Here is an 18,490-nt window from a genome sequence, read left to right on the forward strand (position 1 = left end):
GGATTATTTGCACTGCGCGTGTTGAGCTGGAGAGTCGCGCCATGCAACATCAACCGGGAGCGTGAATAGCCAAGGGCTACCAAGACGTGGGCTGACAAGAAACGTGCGAAGCCCCGGCGTTCAGGCGTGCGCGAAGCAAAAGTCTCGGATGTGACTTGGTAAGGGCTGTTTCGCAAGCTTTGGGTTGTTTCCCGGTTGCACAAAAGGGGTCTTCTCGCCACAGTGCAAAGCTGTTGCTGAGCACACAAGGAGCCTCCCGTCATGAAACTGAACGTCAATGGCAAATCCCACACGTTGGATGTCGAACCCGAAATGCCCTTGTTGTGGGCTTTGCGCGATGAACTGAACATCAAAGGCCCCAAATTCGGATGTGGAGTGGCTCAATGCGGGTCGTGCACAGTGCTGCTCAATGGCGAGCCGGTGCGCTCTTGTGTTTACCCGGTCTCGGCCTCTGCGGGGCAAAAGGTCATCACCATCGAAGGCTTGGCCGACAAAGGCCGCTTGCACGCCGTGCAGCAAGCCTGGATTGACCACCAAGTGCCCCAGTGCGGTTACTGCCAAGGCGGGCAGATGCTCGCAGCAGTGGCCTTGCTCAAGAAAAAGCCAAAACCCACCGATGAAGACATCGATGCCGCGATGACCAACATCTGCCGTTGTGGCACTTATGCACGCATCCGCACCGCCATCCACGCCGCTGCCAAGAAAGGGACCCGCGCATGAGCACCCCAGATCTGACTTCCAGCATGGATCGCCGCCATTTCTTGAAAATCACCAGCACCGCTTCGGCGGGCTTGTCGATGGGATTTTTCGTGCCACAAAGCGCACAAGCGGCCGCAACGCCACAGCTCAATGTCTGGGTCGAAATCGAGCCCAACGACACGATTGTCATTCGTTACGCCCGTGCAGAAATGGGTCAGGGCAGCATGACATCTGCGCCGATGATGATCGCTGAGGAGCTGGAGGCCGACTGGAAAAAAGTGCGCGTCGAATACGCCACTGCGCATGAAAACCTGCGCACCAAACGCGCTTATGGCGACATGGCTTCGGTGGGCAGCCGCACCATCCGCAATTCGCAGGAATACCTGCGCAAAGCGGGTGCCACCGGGCGCGAGATGCTGATTGCCGCTGCTGCCCAGCAGTGGGGCGTGCCAGCCAGCGAGTGCAAAGCAGCGCTCAGCAAAGTCACCCATGTGCCCAGCAAGCGGGTGCTCAGCTACGGCAAACTGGCGGCTGCGGCTGCCAAACTGGAGGCCCCCAAAGACGTCAAGCTCAAAGACCCCAAAGCCTGGACATTGATCGGCAAGTCCATCCCCCGTGTGGACATTCCCGATATCGTGACCGGCCGCGTCAAGTACGGCATCGACGCACAAGTGCCCGGCATGCTGCACGCGGCCATTGCGGCCTGTCCGGTGTTCAACGGCACCATCAAAACCATGGACGCTTCCAAGGTGGAAAGCCGCAGAGGCATCGTCAAGGTGTTGAACATGGGCACTTTTGTGGCCGTGGTGGCCGACAACTGGTGGCGCGCCAAAGAAGCGCTGCGCGATGTGGCGGTGGACTGGGATGTGGGCGAGCACGGCACCCTGAGCAGCGCCGCCATCATGTCCCACTTCAAAGCGGGTATGGATCAGCCAGAACTGGCGGTGGCCCGCAACGACGGCAACACAGCAGACGCGCTGAGCAAAGCGGCCAAGGTGGTGGAGGCCGAGTACTTCACGCCCTATTTGGCGCACGCCACCATGGAGCCCATGGTCTGCACCGCTTGGTTGCAGGGCGAACAACTCGATGTGTGGTGCTCGACGCAAAACCCCGAGGCCACTTTGGCCGTGGCGGCTGCGACTGCGGGCGTGCCTCAGGCCAACGTGAAAGTGCACCCCATGCAATTGGGTGGCGGTCTCGGGCGCAAAAGCCCGCAAGACTTCACACGCCAAGCCGTCGCGATTGCCAAGGCCATGCCCGGCAAGCCCATCAAAATGCTGTGGTCCCGTGAAGAAGAAATCCAGCATGGCTTGTACCGCCCAGCCAGTTTGATGCGTTTCAAAGCAGGTTTGAGTGCCACGGGCAAGCCAGAGGCGCTGCACATCCGTGTCAGTGCGCCATCCATCTTGGCCACCTTGCTGAAACTGCCCTTGCCCAGAGGCGTGGACGGTCAGGCTGTGGCCAGCTTCAACGACCACCCCTATGACATTCCCAACACCTTGGTGGACTATGCCCAGCGCAACACCAATGTGCCGGTGGGTTTTTGGCGCACCGTGGGGCATTCACAAAACCCGTTTGGGCGTGAGTGTTTCATTGACGAGATGGCCCAGGCGGCAGCGCAAGACCCGGTTCAATACCGCTTGGCCATGCTGCCCAACAATGAAAAGGCCAACCGCGACCGTGCCATTTTGTTGGCCGTGACCAAAGCAGCCGGGTGGGACAAAAAGCCTGCGCCGGGTGTGTTCCGGGGCGTGGCCGCCACCGACGGTTATGGCAGCTGGACGGCTTGCGTGTGCGATGTTTCCATCAACGCCAAAAACGAGGTCAAGATTCACCGCATCGTGATCGGCATTGACCCCGGTTATGCCGTCAACCCCGACAACATTGTGGCCCAGTTCCAGGGCAGCGTGGTGCACGGCTTGACCGCCATCTTCTGGGGTGAAAACACCATCAAGGACGGGCGTGTGGAGCAATCCAACTTTCACGATTACCGCATGATGCGTTTGAACGAAATGCCCAAGGTGGACGTGGTGATTGCCCCCACAGGTGGCTTCTGGGGTGGTGTGGGCGAGCCGGCCCAGGCGCCTTTGGCACCCGCTGTGGCCAACGCCATATCAGCCGCTTTGGGCAAACGCATCCGCAGCTTGCCCTTGAAAAACCATGGTTTGACTTTGGCACGAGCATGACGGTGCTGGGCTTTGTGCGGGTGTGGGCCTTGGTGTTCAGCGCTGGCTGGGGCTGGGCCCTTGCGCAAACGCCTGAAGCCCCCCAAGCTGGCTCGCCAGAGCGGGGCAAGGCCTTGCTCTTGCAAAGACAAGACAGCGGTTGTGTGCTCTGCCATCAAGTGCAGGGTTTGCCTGTGGGTGGCGCACTCGGCCCGTCCTTGGTCGGTTTGCCCGAGCGCAGCACAAAGGCTCAAGCCCGCGAGCGCATCGCCGATGCCCGGCGCTTTAACCCGCAAACCATCATGCCCGCCTATTTGAGTACCGATGGTTTGAACAAAGTGGCGACCCCCTACAAGGGGCAAACCATTTTGACGGCGCAGGGGCTTGAAGACATCTTGAGTTACTTGTTCTTGCCCAGCAAGGCCACGCCATGAATTGGCCTACATGGACCCGTCGCGAGGGCTTGCGCCAGACACTGCGGGCCGGTCTTTATGGGCTGGCAGTTCAGCTGTGGCCCAGCCGCGCCCAAGACATGGCATCGGGCCAGTTGTTGAGCTTGGCGCAAATGATGAGCCCCCTGACCCAAGGCGCTCGCTTGTTACAGCAAGACGTGAAGATCGTGGCCCCTGTGTTGGCCGACAACGGCACTTTGGTGCCAGTCACGGTGCAGGTACAAAGCCCCATGACGCCCCAAGACCATGTGACCCATTTGTACCTGTTGTCTCAGCGCAATCCGGTGACCCAAATGGCGGTTTTCCGTTTGGGGCCGTGGAACGGACGCGCCGAAATCAGCACACGCCTGCGCTTGGCGGGCACCCAGCAAGTGGTCGCTCTGGCGCGCCTGTCCAGTGGTGAGTTTCGTTATGGTCAGATGGAAATCATCATCACCGAGTCGGCTTGCGTCGACGCCTCATGACCATGGCATTTGCACGCATCCAATGGCCTGAACGCGTCTTGGCGGGGGACGTGGTCAAAGTGCGTCTGCTGGTGCAACACCCCATGGACACCGGTTATCTGCAAGACCTGTTGGGCAAATTGGTGCCACGCAATGTGATTCGGTCATTGACTTGCACTTTGGGCCAACAAGAGGTGTTCCGTGTGGAACCTTCGTCGGGGATTTCGGCCAACCCTTTGTTCGAATTTTTTGTGCGAGCAGAACAAACAGCCGAAATGCATGTGGCGTGGATCGATGACCGGGGTGTCAAAGGCCAGTTGCGGCAAATGTTGCCGGTTTTGCCCAAGAGCAGCCCCTGATCGCATGAGCAGCAGAGCGTTCGCATCGATGCCTGCAGCTTGGTGTGTGCGCACCGTGATCCAGTTGTGCTGGGTGGTTTTTATGCTGCTCGCGTTATGGTCCGTCAGTGGGTACGCCGCTGCGCAAACGGCAGCGTCACCCGCGCGCAGCTTGCCTTTGTCGCAGCTGAAATCGGGCCTGCATTACTCGGGCAAGGATGTGCAAGCCTTGCAAGCGGATGAATTTGCCAACCCCGCCCAACTCTGGCTGAGCCAAGGCGCGCAAGCTTGGGGCCAGCCCAGTGTCGTCAACGGCAAATCATGCGTCAATTGCCACGGCGCTGTTGCTTCCAGCATGAAAGGCGTCGCCACGCGTTACCCCGCCATCGATACCACCAGTGGGCGACTGTTCAACCTCGAAGACCGCATCAACCAATGCACCACGCGCCATCAGCAAGCGGCGGCCATGCCCCCCGAATCCGATGCCTTGCTGGGCTTGACCTTGCTGGTGACGCAGGCCTCCAAAGGCATGCCTTTGCGGGTAGACATTGGCGGTGCGGCGCGCGGCCACTGGCAAGCGGGGGCCACCTTGTATGCGCAACGCCAAGGCCAAATGAATTTGTCGTGCGCCCAATGCCATGACCAAAATTTTGGACAACGCCTGTACACCGACCCGCTCAGCCAAGGGCAGCCCAATGGCTACCCGGTGTACCGTCTGGAATGGCAAAAACCCGGTTCGCTGGAGCGGCGTTTGCGCAGTTGTTACGCCGGTATTCGCGCCGAAACCCCGCCTTGGGGTGCTTTGGAAATGCGGCAACTGGCGCTGTACCTGATGTGGCGCGGTGAGGGCTTGCCCATTGAGGTGCCGGCTGTGCGCAAGTGATAAAGCTGCGCCGTTGCACACCCGCAGCACTTGCTCGCCGTAAGCCTCGAGTTTTTTCACGCCCAGCCTTTCGCACTGTTTCACTTACCAATCGAAAGCTTCGTCAATTTCGCGAACGGCCCGACCGGAAAACTTCAAGCGGTACGCCACGAACCAGTTTTCAAAAGTGTTTTGACTTGATTGCATGAATAACCAGCTTCTGGATTTTTCTCAAAGTCGGCCAATCGTGCTTCGTGTTCATTTTTAACTCGGGCGAGACCTCAACGGCGCAAGGAAAGGCAGCGATGCTTTCCCAAATCACTTCAACGAGCTGAAGGCGCTCAGCTTGTGCGAGTGGTTAGGCCCGCCTGCGCGATGGCTCACTGACATGTAAAAACTTTGTGTACAGGTCGCGTGGCGGAGCGACAAAGACAAACTTGAGCATTTGACCTACGTTGCCGCGATGGTATGACCCGTGCGTGATTACGTGCATGAGCATTTCCTCTCGGGTCATTCTTCCCGAGTCGCCATCAGTGAAGCGGAAAGCGATGCTCTCACCCAAATGACTTTCTGAGGCATCGCGCGCATAGTTTTCGTACCAAGCGTCAGTTTCAGCTACCGAGAACTGCAGGTTATCTAGTGTCGGCGTTGTATCGGTGTTGGTTGCCGAGTAGCCGTGCTGCTCACCAAGCAGGTGTGCTTGAAAAATGCGATCGACCACGTATATGTGGTTGAGCATGCGTACTGCAGTGTGGACGACTTCCGCATGTTCTTCTGCCGTAACGGTCGCAAGCACGTTGAACAGTTCGTTGTTCGCCCAGGACTTCTGCGCAAAGAGAGAGTGGAGGATTGTCATAGTCGTGCCGCAGATACTGTGTGGATTGGCGTGCCTGCCGTTGATGCTCCGCTTGAGCGAGGGGTCAGGCATCACTCAGCGGAACCGTGGAGGTTTCGGTGGTTCGTCGATATTCAGCAATATTTCCTTCGGACTCGCACGGCGAATTCTTCCTTCAGGCCCCAAGGCCATAGGGGGTGGGCCATGTTCTGGAGTTGGCGGTTGTGGCGGCGGAAGTCGATTTCGTATCGGTGCCGGAATCATCCCTTCGATTCGTTCTAACACTTGTGTCTCACCTGAGTCCGATAGCTCGGCAGCAATTGACGTGAGTTGATCCTGCACCTGTTTGAGGCGTCTTTGCGCCTCGACCTTGTCCCGGCCGCCGATTAGATTCGAGGCCTCTTCGAGTAGAGGGTACAGGCGCTGAATTTTTCCCGGCAGCCCCAGCCGGCGCTCTGTCCGATACAGTGCACTCGGTGGCATTGGAACTTCGCTCTTGAACTTCTCGATGATCCAAGCTGAGAACTCTCTCGAATCCTTGACCGCATAGTCGATACCCTCCCGCAGTGAACCATAGTTGCTCAGTCCGAGATACAAGCCGCCTACGACCGTGAGCCAGCCCTTTAAGGAGCCTTGTTCGAGTCGAAGTTCAAGCTCAACGTCTTGTTGAAAGTGTTCTCTTGCTGAAACTGCTCCGAGATACTGCACGTACTCCAGAGTTTCAGAGATTTGGCGTTCCGAAGGGGCAACGATTAGATGCAGATAGGTTTGAGCGAGTACTGTCACTGTGCTTCCTGGTTATTCGTTGTTCTCTGGAGGCGGGCGGACGGAGGCGTTGAAGCTGAGTGCGCCGCGATGCATTTTGTGTGATGCCTAACGTGATGTAGACCGCAAAACCCGGTTGATACATCCGGTCCCAGCCGATACATCCTGTGAAAGAAATTACGGCAAATGGCGTGCAACAAGGCTTTGGGGCTTGTGTGTTGTTATTTCATGCGGGTATAAATTTCCCATGAAACCCGGTGCTCCCTTTTTTATTCCACACGCTGACCCAACCAACTGCGCGAATGGATTCTGGTTAAGCACTATATGTTGAAAACTATAAATTTCAACTTAATTCGATTCTTTTTTATTCAATTAAATTCATATTTGCCCGGCTGTGCGCAAGTGATCAAGCCGCGACGTGCTTGCGCGTTGTCGTTCTTGGACGACCCGTCAAATTTCGCTCCACTTCCATGCGCAATGCCGCATTGATGCGCGACTGATAACCAGCCCCTTTCGACTTGAAGAACTCCAAAATATCAGCATCCAAACGAAGAGAGGTGAGCACCTTCGTGGGCGCAGCTTGAGGCCCGCGTCCACGCTTGAGAACTGGCGCACCCAGCATGTCTTCAGTCCATGCTGGATTGTCAGGATCGTTGACCTTAGCCGAGGTTTTCTTTGGCAACTTGGCGGTAGTAGCGAGCTTCATGCTTTTCTGCCTTTCGCAGCGATATCACGTGAGCCCCTCTCGGGCGCTCGGTGTAAACCATCACAACCACATCTGCCTCAAGAAGACCGAAACAAACCAAGCGCTCCTCGCCGTAGTCTTGCCGCTTGTCCTCGCGGGTCACTGTGAAGTGGTCCCAGATTGCATCGCATCCAACGAAGTCAAGCCCGTGATTCTTGATGTTCAGCTTGCGCTTTGGCTCGTCCCATGTGAGCATAGCAAATTGTATCTACAAAATAATTGGGCGCAAGGTGCAATTTAACGTGAGGCCACACCGCGCACAGTACTGTAGTGAGAGACATTCGGGAAGGGCTCGTAAAAGTGGTGAAGGATGGACTTCCACTCGAGGTACTGCAGTGAACCCCGAAAGCCGACTTCATGTGCTTCGAGAGTTGACCAGCGGACAAGAAGAATGAACTCATTGGGCCGCTCAAGACAGCGACCAAGTTCATGCCCAAGGTAGCCGGGCATTGACGCGATGATTGCTTGGGCTTTGGCAAACGCCGCTTCGAAAGCTGACTCCTGACCCGAGCGAACTGACAGAGGTGCAACTTCCAGAACCTCGGTGGGCGATGCAGATGCGGAGACAAGAGGCATGAAATTTGTCTTTTTAACCGTTGATGCGCACAAGTTTTCCGTTTGTGTGGCCTAAAGTGATGTAGACCCAACTGTGCGGTTGGATTCTGGGTAAGCACTATATGCTGTAAAACATAAATTACAACTTAATTAGATTCTTTTTTATGCAATTCAATGCCTTTTTGCCCGGCTGTGCGCAAGTGATCAAGCTGCCCCATTGCACACCCGCAGCACTTGCGGGCCGTAGGCTTCGAGCTTTTTGACGCCCAGGCCGCTGATGCCCTGCAGTTGCGCCAGGCTTTGGGGTGCGGCCTCGGCGATGGCGGCCAGCGTGGCGTCGTGGAAGATCACATACGCGGGCAGGTTGTGTTCTTTGGCCACTTCGGCGCGCCAGGCCTTGAGGTTGATGTAGCGCACCATCGCGTCTTGCCCCAGGTTGGCGGCGGCGGGTGATGGGGCGCTGCGGCTGCGTGTGCGTTTGTCGGCGCGTTGGCTGGTGCTCTCGCGCAGCTGCACCGGCACATCGCCTTTGAGCACGGCGCGCGAAGCTTCGGTCAGGTGCAGGGTGCTGAAGCCTTCTTCGGTGTGCACATGCAGCGCGCCAATGGCGATCAGCTGGCGCATCACGGCGCGCAGTTGTTGCTCGCTGTACTCGGCCCCTACACCAAAGGTGCTGATGCTCTCGTGGCCGCGTTGCGCCACTTTCTCGGTTTTTTTGCCGCGCACGATGTTCATGGTGTGCGCTGCGCCAAAGCTGTGGCCGCTGGCCTGGTGGCAGCGGTACACGGTGGACAGCAGTTTGCGCGCCGCATCGGTGCCGTCCCACACTTCGGGCGGGTTCAGGCAGTTGTCGCAGTTGCCGCAATACGGCATGTACACGCCCTGGCCGCTCTCGGTTTGGCCTTTGTAGGTTTCGTCAAAGTAGCTCAGCAAGCGCACGCGTCGGCAGTCGGTGGCTTCGGCCAGTGCCAGCAGCGCGTCGAGCTTGCCGCGCATCACCTGCTTGAACTCTTCGCCCGCCGGGCTTTCGTCGATCATGCGGCGCTGGTTCACCACGTCTTGCAGGCCATAGGCCATCCACGCGTCCGATGCCAGCCCATCACGCCCGGCGCGGCCCGTCTCTTGGTAATAGCCTTCGATGTTTTTGGGCATGTCCAGGTGCGCCACAAAGCGCACATCGGGCTTGTCGATGCCCATGCCGAATGCGATGGTGGCCACCATCACCACGCCCTCTTCGCGCAAAAATTCGTTCTGGTGTCGCTGGCGCATCTCGGCGGGCAGCCCCGCGTGATACGGCAGCGCATGGACGCCCGCCTCACACAGCATCGCCGCAATCTCTTCCACCCGTTTGCGCGACTGGCAATAAACCACACCTGCGGCTTCGGGGTGGTCGCGCTCAATGAAGCGCAGCAGCTGAGTGCTGGCTTCTTTTTTCTCGACGATGGTGTAACGGATGTTGGGCCGGTCAAAGCTGCTGATGAACAGTTCGGCGTTTTCCAGCTGCAGCCGCTCGATGATGTCGGCGCGCGTCAGCGCATCGGCCGTGGCCGTGAGCGCCACGCGCGGCACGCTGGGGTAGCGCTCGTGCAGCACCGTCAGGCCCCGGTATTCGGGCCTGAAATCGTGGCCCCACTGGCTCACGCAATGCGCTTCGTCAATGGCAAACAGGCTGAGCAGCCCGCGCTCTTGCAGCGAGTCCATCTGTGCCAGAAAGCGCCCATTGGTCACGCGCTCGGGCGCTGCATACAGCAGTGTGATTTCGCCGCGCAACAGGCGGCGTTCAATGTCAGACGCTTCTTCGCTGGTCAGCGTGGAGTTGAGGAAGGCGGCGCTCACGCCCGCTTCGTGCAGCGCGCCCACTTGGTCGTGCATCAACGCGATCAGCGGCGAGACCACCACCGTGATGCCGTGGCCTGCGCGTTGGCGTGCAATGGCCGGAATTTGGTAGCACAGCGATTTGCCCCCGCCCGTGGGCATGAGCACCAGCGCATCGCCCCCGGCCGCCACATGGTCAATGATGGCTTGCTGCGGTCCGCGAAAGGCGTCGTAGCCAAAAACTTCGCGCAGGATGGGGAGGTGGGGGGACACTGGGGTTTGACGGGCTTTTTGAAGGCTTGATTGTCCTCTATCGATGGCTTGGGTTTTGCGGGTGTGGTGTGGGTGGGTGAGGGCGGGCACAGGGTTCCTCATGAGGCGGGGGTACGCCAAAATCGTCACCCCATGCCCGCCCTCACCCACCCACGCAAGACCATGGGCTGCGCGGCTAACACGCCCAAGACAGCCGCTCTTTGCCCCTAAGGTTAGATCTCACGGCCAGCAAAACTGACGACCACCATCAGCGTTTGGAAGGGGCCGGTGGCGGGCGACGATTTTGGCGTACCCCCGCCTCATGAGGAGCCCGCCGTCGGCCCCTTCCAAACGCGCTCCGCCGCGCCCAGACTCTGACAGCTCCCCCTGCATGGACAGCGTTACCATCCTTCCCCATGCATAAATCTGCTCTCGTCCTGTTTTCTGGTGGCCAAGACTCCACCACCTGTTTGGCCCACGCTTTGGCCCGTTATGAACGTGTCGAAACCCTGGCTTTTGACTACGGTCAACGCCACAAAGTCGAGCTGGATGCCCGCTTGAACGTGTTGGCCGCGATCAAGGCTCGGTTTCCCCAATGGGCCCCCAAGATGGGCGAAGACCATTTGCTGGACGCTGGCATCCTCGGCCAGATCAGCGAAACATCATTGACCCGTGACACGACCATCGAGATGGAAAGTTCGGGCCTGCCCAACACCTTTGTGCCCGGGCGCAACCTGCTGTTTCTCACGCTGGCCGCAGCTTTGGCCTACCGCCGGGGTTTGCAAGTCATCGTCACGGGCGTGTGTGAGACCGATTTTTCGGGCTACCCCGACTGCCGCGACGACACCATGAAAGCCATGCAGGTGGCCCTGTCGCTGGGCATGGACCGCAAACTGTTGATCGAAACCCCGCTCATGTGGATCGACAAGGCCCAAACTTGGCAATTGGCGCACGATTTGGGTCAGCAAGCCGACCCGGCGCAAGGCGGTCAGGCCTTGGTGGACTTGATCGTGGAGCACAGCCACACCTGCTACCTGGGCGAGCGCACGCAACGCCACGACTGGGGCTATGGCTGCGGCCAGTGCCCGGCGTGCCAACTGCGGGCTTCGGGCTTTGAGCGGTGGTGCCTGAGTCGGCCCTCAACGCTTGGCTGAGCGGTGCGGCTCCAACGCTTTGCAGCATAGGCAAATACCTATCGATAGGATTGATTCAATTGATTGGCCAAATGGTGCGTCGGTTTTTAGACTGAACGTTCATTTTTTTCGGAATGACCACTTGCACAGCGAAAAAGCATAGGGTTGCCACCCGGGGGGTGCCAAGACCTTGCAAAACACGCTGATGGTTTTTCTGATGGAATGGATTTTTCTAACCAGGAGTACAACATGACTGCACCCGCCGCATCCCAATGCCCGTTTCACGCCGCCGTCGGCGCGCGCGCCAAGCAAGGCACCCGCTCCAATGCCGATTGGTGGCCCAATCAGCTTAACCTGGCCATCTTGCACCAGCACCAGCCCGTGTCCAACCCCATGGACGCCGACTACGACTACCGCAAAGAGTTTGCCAAGCTCGACTTCGCCGCGCTCAAAAAAGACATGGCCGATCTGATGACCGACAGCCAAGACTGGTGGCCAGCCGACTGGGGTCACTATGGTGGTTTGTTCATCCGTTTGGCTTGGCACGCAGCGGGCACCTACCGCATCGCTGACGGCCGTGGCGGTGCCAGCACCGGCAACCAGCGTTTTGCCCCCCTCAACAGCTTCCCCGACAACGGCAATCTGGACAAAGCCCGTCGCCTGTTGTGGCCCCTGAAAAAGAAGTACGGCAACAAGATTTCCTGGGCTGACCTGTTCATCCTGTGCGGCAACGTGGCCATGGAAACCATGGGCTTCAAGACCTTTGGCTTCGGCGGCGGTCGCCCCGACATCTGGGCACCTGAAGAAGACATTTTCTGGGGCGCAGAAAAAGAATGGCTGGCCACCAGCGACAAAGAAAACAGCCGCTACAGCGGCGACCGTGAGCTGGCCAACCCTCTGGCTGCGGTGCAGATGGGCTTGATTTACGTCAACCCACAAGGCCCGGACGGCAACCCCGACCCTAAACTGTCGGCCCACGACGTGCGCGAGACCTTCGCTCGCATGGCCATGAACGACTACGAAACCGTGGCCTTGGTGGCTGGCGGTCACACCTTTGGCAAGATGCACGGCGCGGGCGATGCGGCCCTGGTCGGCCCAGAGCCCGAAGGCGCGCCCATGCACGAAATGGGCTTTGGCTGGATCAACCAACACGGCACAGGCAAAGGCGGCGACACCACCACCAGCGGCTTTGATGGTGCCTGGAAACCCAACCCCACCACCTGGGACATGGGCTACCTGAAAGTGCTGTTCAAGTATGAATTTGTACAAATGACCACCCCAGCCGGTGCCATCCAGTGGCACGCCAAAGACTGCGAGCCCGAGGACATGGTCGTCGACGCGCACGACCCGAGCAAGAAGCACCCGCCCATGATGACCACCGCCGACTTGTCGCTGCGCATGGACCCGGACTACGAAAAAGTCTCGCGTCACTTCTTGAACAACCCCGAGGAATTTGCCGACGCCTATGGCCGCGCTTGGTTCAAGCTGACCCACCGCGACATGGGCCCCAAGGTCAACTACCTCGGACCAGAGGTGCCTGCCGAAGACCTGATCTGGCAAGACCCTGTGCCCGCCGCCAAAGGCGTGCCCATTGACGCTGCCGACATCGCTGCCCTCAAGGCCAGCATCTTGGCCAGCGGCTTGAGCGTGAGCGAATTGGTGGGCACAGCCTGGGCCTCGGCCAGCACCTTCCGCGGCTCGGACAAGCGCGGCGGTGCCAACGGTGCCCGCGTGCGTTTGGCCCCCCAGAAAGACTGGGAAGCCAACCAACCTGCCCAACTGGCCAAGGCCATGGCGGCCCTCGAAGGCGTGCAAGCGGCTTTCAACGCCAAAGGCGGCAAGCAAGTCTCTCTGGCCGACCTGATCGTGCTGGGTGGCTGCGCCGCTGTCGAGTCGGCAGCCAAGGCAGCAGGCTTTGACGTGCAAGTGCCCTTCACGCCTGGCCGCACCGACGCCAGCGCAGAGCAGACCGACGCCGAGTCGTTCGCTGTGCTCGAGCCACAAGCCGATGGCTTCCGCAACTTCCAGAAGAAGGCCTTCACCGTGTCGGCCGAAGAGATGCTGGTTGACAAAGCCCAGTTGCTGAACCTGAGCGCGCCAGAAATGACCGTGCTGGTGGGTGGTTTGCGTGTTTTGGGCGCCAACACCGGGGGTTCCAAGCACGGCGTGTTCACCCATCGCGTGGGCCAGCTGACTAACGACTTCTTTGTCAACCTGACCGACATGGGCGTGGCCTGGATGCCCACATTGGAAGCCGAGACCGAGTTCCAAGCCCGTTGCCGCAAGACCGGTGCCATCCAATGGACCGGCACCCGCGTCGACCTGGTGTTCGGCTCTAACTCGCAGCTGCGCGCCTTGTCCGAGGTGTATGCCCAAGACGACAACCAGGCCAAGTTCGTCAAGGACTTCGTGGCCGCTTGGAACAAGGTCATGAACCTGGACCGTTTTGACTTGGTGTAATCGCCACCTTCTCAGCCCCCGGAACCCCCTGGTTTCGGGGGCTTGGTGTTGAAGGGCTTGTGTCGCTCGTCCTTAAAATTTCGCCCATGAACCGTCCCTTGCTCACACCGGACTTGCGCCCTGAAGTGTTCAGCGCCTGGTACTGGCTCAAAAAAGAACTGCAAGACTTTTGCAGCGCCCAAAACTGGCCCACGGGTGGCAGCAAACAAGACCTGACGGCACGCGTGCTGGCGGGTTTGTCGGGGCAGCCACTGCCCGATGCGGCTTCAAAGGCAGCGAAGGGTGTCATGCCTGACAGCCTCACGCCGCAAACTGTGATCGGCCCCGGCTGGCGGCTCAACGCGGCGTTGCGCGGTTTTTTTGTGGCGCACACCAGCCCTGCGTTTTGCTTCAATCAGGCTCTGCGCGAGCTGTTCAAAAAACCTCAAGGGCAGACGCTGGCGCAGGCCTTGGTCGTTTACCGAAGCAGCCTTGAGCAGGGCCCAGCCCCGATTCAGCGACAATTCCAGTTCAATCAGCACATCCGCGACTATTTTGCGCAGCACCCGGACGCCACCCGCGCCCAGGCGCTGCAAGCCTGGCAAGCCAAACGTCAGACACCGCAAGCCCTTGTTTTTTCTGCCGACACCGAATGAAATCCCTGACCTACACCCGCGCCCAGGCGCTGCCCGAGATCCTGAAAAACCGCATCGCCATTCTGGACGGGGCCATGGGCACCATGATCCAGCGCTTCAAACTGTCCGAGGCCGACTACCGCGGTGAGCGTTTCAAGGACTTCCCCAAAGACGTCAAGGGCAACAACGAGCTGCTGAGCCTGACCCGGCCTGACGTGATCCGTGACATCCACGAAGGCTATTTGGCCGCGGGCGCCGACATGATCGAGACCAACACCTTTGGCGCGACCACCATCGCTCAGGCCGATTACGACATGCAGCACCTGACCCGCGAGATGAACCTGCAGTCCGCCAAATTGGCCCGCGCCGCTTGCGACAAGTTTTCTACGCCCGACAAGCCCCGCTATGTGGTGGGCGCTTTGGGCCCCACGCCCAAGACCGCCAGCATCAGCCCCGACGTGAACGATGCCGGTGCCCGCAATGTCACTTTTGAAGAACTGCGCGCCGCTTATTACGAACAGGTCGAAGCCCTGGTCGAAGGTGGCTCGGACGTGCTGCTGGTCGAAACGATTTTTGACACGCTGAACGCCAAGGCCGCGCTGTTTGCCATCGAGGAATTCTTTGAAGCCAGCGGCGAGCGCCTGCCCCTCATCATCAGCGGCACCGTGACCGACGCCTCGGGCCGCATCCTGAGCGGCCAGACCGTGACCGCGTTTTGGCACAGCGTGCGCCACGCCCAGCCCCTGGCCATTGGCCTGAACTGCGCTTTGGGCGCGACGCTGATGCGCCCCTACATTCAAGAATTGAACAAGGTGGCGGGCGACACTTTCATCAGCTGCTACCCCAACGCCGGCCTGCCCAACCCCATGAGTGATACCGGTTTTGACGAAACGCCCGAAGTCACCAGCCGTTTGCTGCACGAGTTCGCGGCCGAAGGCCTGGTCAACATCGTGGGCGGTTGCTGCGGCACCACGCCTGACCACATCGGCGCGATCAGCAAGGCTGTTGGCCCACTGGCGCCGCGTGGTGTGCACGGCGGTTTCTTCTACAAAGAAGCGGCCTGAAGGCTCCTATTCAGCCTACTCAGGCCGCTGGTGCCTGAGGTGTCAGCCTAGCGCGGCGAAAGCTTTGCTGAAAAAGTCTTCGGTGCCGAAGTTCCCCGACTTGAGGGTGATGTGAACACCGCCAGTGGATGACGGGGCATGGCACCACGGCACACCCGGGTCGATCTGCGGGCCAATTTGCAACTGCGCGATGCCCAAAGCTTGCACACAAGCGCCCGAGGTCTCGCCACCCGTGACCACCAACTGCCGCACGCCCAAGCCCACCAGGCCACGCGCTACGGCGGCCAATGCGTGTTCGACCAAAGCCCCTGCTTCAGCCACGCCCAGTTGTGCCTGTACGGCTTTGACGGCATCTGGCTCGGCGGTGGAATACACCAGCACCGGGCCGTCTTTTAAAAGTGGCGCGGCCCAGGCCAGCACCTGCTGCACCACCGCGTCGCTTTGGCCATGCATCAAGCTGGCTGGGGCGATGGCTATGGCGGGGCGCCCGCTGGATTTGAAGTGCGCTACCTGGGCGTTGGTGGCCACCGAGCAACTGCCCGAGACCACCGCCTGCAGGCCCGAAGCCACAGGCAACTGGCTGGCTTGCACAGAAGGCTTGAGGCCAAAGTTGGCGGGCAGGCCAATCGCCACACCCGAACCGGCGGTGACCATCGGCATGCCTTTCAAGGCAGGGCCGAGCAGGTGCAGGTCGGCGTTGCTGGTCGCGTCCACCACGGCCACACCCACACCCTCGGCGCGCAGCGCAGCGATGCGTTCGCGGATGGCCGCCGCGCCTTGGGCCACGGTTTTGTAATCGATCAAGCCCACTGGGCGTTTCGTTTGCGCTTGCATCACGCGCACCAAATTCGCATCCGTCATCGGCGTGAGCGGGTGGTTTTGCATGCCCGACTCGTTCAGCAACACGTTGCCCGCAAACAGATAGCCCTTGAACACCGTGCGGCCGTTGTCCGGAAAGGCGGGCGTGGCGATGGTGAAGTCCGTGCCCAGTGCGTCCATCAGCGCCTCGGTCACCGGGCCGATGTTGCCTTCGGGTGTGCTGTCAAAGGTCGAGCAGTATTTGAAATAGATCTGCTCTGCACCCTGCGCCTGCAACCACTTCAATGCATCGAGCGATTGCGCGATCGCCTCGGCGGCTGGGATGGTGCGCGACTTGAGCGCGACCACCACCGCGTCCACGTCTGCCGCCAGCGGTGCTGCAGGCACGCCAATCGTCTGCACCACCCGCATGCCCGAGCGCACCAGGTTGTTGGCCAGATCGGTCGCGCCGGTGAAGTCGTCTGCAATGCAACCCAGTTTCAACGCGCTCATGCCTTGCCTTTCGGCAGTTCAATGCCCGGGAAAATCTTGATCACCGCGCTGTCGTCTTCTTTGGCAAAGCCCGCTGTGCTCGCCTGCATGAACATCTGGTGCGCGGTGGAAGACAGCGGCAAGGGGAACTTGCTGGCACGCGCCATGTCCAGCACCAGCCCCAAATCCTTCACAAAAATGTCCACCGCCGAGAGGGGCGTGTAATCGGCCGCCAGCACATGGGCCATGCGGTTTTCAAACATCCAGCTGTTGCCCGCGCTGTTCGTGATCACCTCGTACAAAGCCGCAGCGTCCACGCCCTCGCGCAGGCCCAGCGCCATGGCTTCGGCCGCTGCGGCGATGTGCACACCCGCCAGCAATTGGTTGATGATCTTGACCTTGCTGCCTGCGCCCGCGCTGTCGCCCAGCTTGTAGACCTTGGCGGCCATGGCGTTCAAAAACGGTTCGGCCAGGGCATAGGCCTCGGGCTTGGCGGCGGTCATCATGGTCATTTGGCCACTGGCCGCTTTGGCCGCGCCGCCCGAGATGGGCGCGTCCACATAGCGCAGGCCCATGGCCTCCAGGCGTGCCTCCAAGGCCACCGACCAGTTGGGGTCCACGGTGGAGCACATCACAAACACGCTGCCGGGCTTCATGCTGGCGGCGCAACCGGGGGTGGTGCCATCGCCAAACAGCACGGCTTCGGTTTGCGCGGCATTGACCACCACCGACACCACCACATCGCACGCCGCACCCAAAGAGGCCAGTGTGTCGTGCGCTGTGCCACCCGCATGGGTGAATGCCTCGGCCACTTCGCGGCGCACATCAAACACCTGCACGCTGTGCCCGGCGCGGCGCAGCGAAGCGGCCATGCCCGAGCCCATGGCCCCCAAACCGATCAAACCCACTGTGGTCATGTCATCTCTCCAGAATCAAGTTCTCAAAATAAATCTTTGCAAAAGGCGGTGGTCAATCCAAAGTGATCTTGGCAAAAGCGGCCACTTTTTTCCACTGCGCGGTGTCGGCCTGCATGAAGTTGCCCAGACCTTGGGCATTGGCCCAAGCGGGTTCGGCGCCAGCTTTGAGCATGGCGGTCTTGACCTCGGGCTGACTGGCTACGCGTTCCAGCGCTTGTTCCAGTTTTTGCAGCACGGGGGCAGGCAAGCCCGCAGGCGCGGCCACACCAAACCAAGCGAACACCTGATAGCCCTTCATGCCCGCTTCTTCCATGGTGGGCACGCCCGGCAAAGCGCTGCTGCGCTGGGGCGTGGTCACGGCCAGGGCCTTGAGCTTGCCACCGTTGATCAGGCCCAGCGCCGAGGGCAGGTTGTCAAACATCATGTTCACCTCGCCCGCCATCAGGCCCGTCAGGCCAGCTGCTGCACCCCGGTAAGGGATGTGCGTGACGAACGCGCCCGACTGGCTTTTGTACAGTTCTGCGCTCAGGTGCAAAGAGGTGCCTTGGCCGTTGGATGCGTAGTTGAGCTGGCCCGGCTTGGATTTGGCCAGCGCCGTGAGGTCAGCCAAGGTGTTGATGCCTGCAGCCGGGTTGACCACCAGCACATTGGGCACGCGGCCCAGCAGTGCCACAGGGGCAATTTGCTCAGGCTTGTAAGGCAGCTTGCTGTACAGCGCGGGGCTGATCGTCAGCGGGGGCGAGGCCATGAGCAAGGTGTAGCCGTCGGCCGGTGCACGCGCCGCTTCGGCCGCGCCCAGGTTGCCACCGGCACCCGGTTTGTTGTCAATCACGATGGGCTGGCCCAGCTCCAGCGCCAACTTGGGCGCCACCAAGCGGGCCATGTTGTCGATCAGGCCACCTGGCGGAAAGGGCACCACCAGCTTGATGGGCCGTGTGGGCCAAGCCTGAGCCACAGCGGTGGAGGCCAAAAAGGGTGTGACGGCCAGCCAAACGGCAGCGGCCGTGGTCCAAGTTCTACGTTGCATGGGATCTGTGTCCTGATTTAATTGATCAGGTCATCATACAAATTTTGAATGGGCTTGGT

19 protein-coding genes are annotated in these 18,490 nt (G+C 60.0%); 10 read left to right on the top strand and 9 right to left on the bottom strand.

Annotated elements, in window-relative coordinates; genetic code table 11:
• Positions 1-261: 261 nt before the first annotated feature.
• From ABWQ00_RS04035 to soxA, 6 genes are read left to right on the top strand one after another with little or no spacing between them, the layout of a single operon-like run.
• A complete protein-coding gene (locus ABWQ00_RS04035; RefSeq protein ID WP_353237386.1) occupies positions 262-720 on the top strand; it encodes a (2Fe-2S)-binding protein in 459 nt (152 codons plus the stop codon).
• Entirely contained in the window at positions 717-2,885 is a 2,169-nt protein-coding gene (locus tag ABWQ00_RS04040) for a xanthine dehydrogenase family protein molybdopterin-binding subunit (protein ID WP_353237387.1), read from the top strand. Before ABWQ00_RS04035 ends, ABWQ00_RS04040 begins: the two co-directional genes overlap by 4 nt.
• A complete protein-coding gene (soxX, locus tag ABWQ00_RS04045) occupies positions 2,882-3,298 on the top strand; it encodes a sulfur oxidation c-type cytochrome SoxX (protein WP_353237388.1) in 417 nt (138 codons plus the stop codon). Before ABWQ00_RS04040 ends, soxX begins: the two co-directional genes overlap by 4 nt.
• Positions 3,295-3,780: a thiosulfate oxidation carrier protein SoxY gene (locus ABWQ00_RS04050; protein ID WP_353237389.1), complete on the top strand. Its 486-nt coding sequence runs from the start codon at positions 3,295-3,297 to the stop codon at positions 3,778-3,780. Before soxX ends, ABWQ00_RS04050 begins: the two co-directional genes overlap by 4 nt.
• Positions 3,777-4,118 (top strand): thiosulfate oxidation carrier complex protein SoxZ, encoded by a 342-nt coding sequence (soxZ, locus tag ABWQ00_RS04055; RefSeq protein WP_353237390.1) that lies wholly within the window; start codon positions 3,777-3,779, stop codon positions 4,116-4,118. The genes ABWQ00_RS04050 and soxZ overlap by 4 nt, the downstream gene beginning before the upstream one ends.
• A gap of 4 nt (positions 4,119-4,122) precedes the next feature.
• The gene (soxA, locus tag ABWQ00_RS04060) at positions 4,123-4,980 is read left to right on the top strand and encodes a sulfur oxidation c-type cytochrome SoxA (RefSeq protein WP_353237391.1); all 858 of its coding nucleotides are present in this window, start codon (positions 4,123-4,125) and stop codon (positions 4,978-4,980) included.
• A gap of 337 nt (positions 4,981-5,317) precedes the next feature.
• Here soxA and ABWQ00_RS04065 read toward each other — a convergent pair whose 3' ends face one another.
• The 6 genes from ABWQ00_RS04065 to recQ form a co-directional block, all read right to left on the bottom strand.
• The gene (locus ABWQ00_RS04065; RefSeq protein WP_353237392.1) at positions 5,318-5,887 is read right to left on the bottom strand and encodes a DinB family protein; all 570 of its coding nucleotides are present in this window, start codon (positions 5,885-5,887) and stop codon (positions 5,318-5,320) included.
• Positions 5,888-5,890: 3 nt separating this feature from the next.
• Positions 5,891-6,580 (bottom strand): hypothetical protein, encoded by a 690-nt coding sequence (locus tag ABWQ00_RS04070; protein WP_353237393.1) that lies wholly within the window; start codon positions 6,578-6,580, stop codon positions 5,891-5,893.
• Positions 6,581-6,965: 385 nt separating this feature from the next.
• Positions 6,966-7,265, bottom strand: coding sequence for a BrnA antitoxin family protein (locus ABWQ00_RS04075; protein WP_353237394.1), 300 nt, complete (start codon positions 7,263-7,265; stop codon positions 6,966-6,968).
• Entirely contained in the window at positions 7,219-7,500 is a 282-nt protein-coding gene (locus tag ABWQ00_RS04080) for a BrnT family toxin (protein ID WP_353237395.1), read from the bottom strand. The genes ABWQ00_RS04075 and ABWQ00_RS04080 overlap by 47 nt, the downstream gene beginning before the upstream one ends.
• A 41-nt stretch (positions 7,501-7,541) precedes the next feature.
• Complete coding sequence (locus ABWQ00_RS04085) at positions 7,542-7,880, bottom strand: antibiotic biosynthesis monooxygenase family protein (RefSeq protein WP_353237396.1); 339 nt, start codon at positions 7,878-7,880, stop codon at positions 7,542-7,544.
• Positions 7,881-8,063: 183 nt separating this feature from the next.
• Positions 8,064-9,947 carry a DNA helicase RecQ gene (recQ, locus tag ABWQ00_RS04090; RefSeq protein ID WP_353237397.1) on the bottom strand — a complete coding sequence of 628 codons (1,884 nt, stop codon included), beginning with the start codon at positions 9,945-9,947 and terminating at the stop codon, positions 8,064-8,066.
• Between the two features lie 395 nt (positions 9,948-10,342).
• Here recQ and queC point away from each other — a divergent pair, with 395 nt between their 5' ends.
• The 4 genes from queC to ABWQ00_RS04110 all read left to right on the top strand — a co-directional run bounded on the left by queC (position 10,343) and on the right by ABWQ00_RS04110 (position 15,197).
• The gene (gene queC / locus ABWQ00_RS04095; protein WP_353237398.1) at positions 10,343-11,080 is read left to right on the top strand and encodes a 7-cyano-7-deazaguanine synthase QueC; all 738 of its coding nucleotides are present in this window, start codon (positions 10,343-10,345) and stop codon (positions 11,078-11,080) included.
• Positions 11,081-11,308: 228 nt separating this feature from the next.
• Complete coding sequence (gene katG, locus ABWQ00_RS04100) at positions 11,309-13,519, top strand: catalase/peroxidase HPI (RefSeq protein ID WP_353237399.1); 2,211 nt, start codon at positions 11,309-11,311, stop codon at positions 13,517-13,519.
• Positions 13,520-13,605: 86 nt separating this feature from the next.
• Entirely contained in the window at positions 13,606-14,154 is a 549-nt protein-coding gene (locus tag ABWQ00_RS04105) for a hypothetical protein (RefSeq protein ID WP_353237400.1), read from the top strand.
• Positions 14,151-15,197: a homocysteine S-methyltransferase family protein gene (locus tag ABWQ00_RS04110; RefSeq protein WP_353237401.1), complete on the top strand. Its 1,047-nt coding sequence runs from the start codon at positions 14,151-14,153 to the stop codon at positions 15,195-15,197. The genes ABWQ00_RS04105 and ABWQ00_RS04110 overlap by 4 nt, the downstream gene beginning before the upstream one ends.
• A 42-nt stretch (positions 15,198-15,239) precedes the next feature.
• Here the strand turns inward: ABWQ00_RS04110 and otnK are convergent, their stop codons facing one another.
• The 3 genes from otnK to ABWQ00_RS04125 are packed head-to-tail and all read right to left on the bottom strand — an operon-like array spanning position 15,240 to position 18,431.
• Positions 15,240-16,508 (bottom strand): 3-oxo-tetronate kinase, encoded by a 1,269-nt coding sequence (gene otnK / locus ABWQ00_RS04115; RefSeq protein WP_353237402.1) that lies wholly within the window; start codon positions 16,506-16,508, stop codon positions 15,240-15,242.
• A complete protein-coding gene (gene ltnD / locus ABWQ00_RS04120) occupies positions 16,505-17,404 on the bottom strand; it encodes an L-threonate dehydrogenase (RefSeq protein WP_353237403.1) in 900 nt (299 codons plus the stop codon). The genes otnK and ltnD overlap by 4 nt, the downstream gene beginning before the upstream one ends.
• Positions 17,405-17,456: 52 nt before the next feature.
• Complete coding sequence (locus tag ABWQ00_RS04125; protein WP_353237404.1) at positions 17,457-18,431, bottom strand: Bug family tripartite tricarboxylate transporter substrate binding protein; 975 nt, start codon at positions 18,429-18,431, stop codon at positions 17,457-17,459.
• Positions 18,432-18,490: the final 59 nt, after the last annotated feature.

The organism is Limnohabitans sp., assembly GCF_040400975.1.
Taxonomy (GTDB): domain Bacteria; phylum Pseudomonadota; class Gammaproteobacteria; order Burkholderiales; family Burkholderiaceae_C; genus Limnohabitans_A.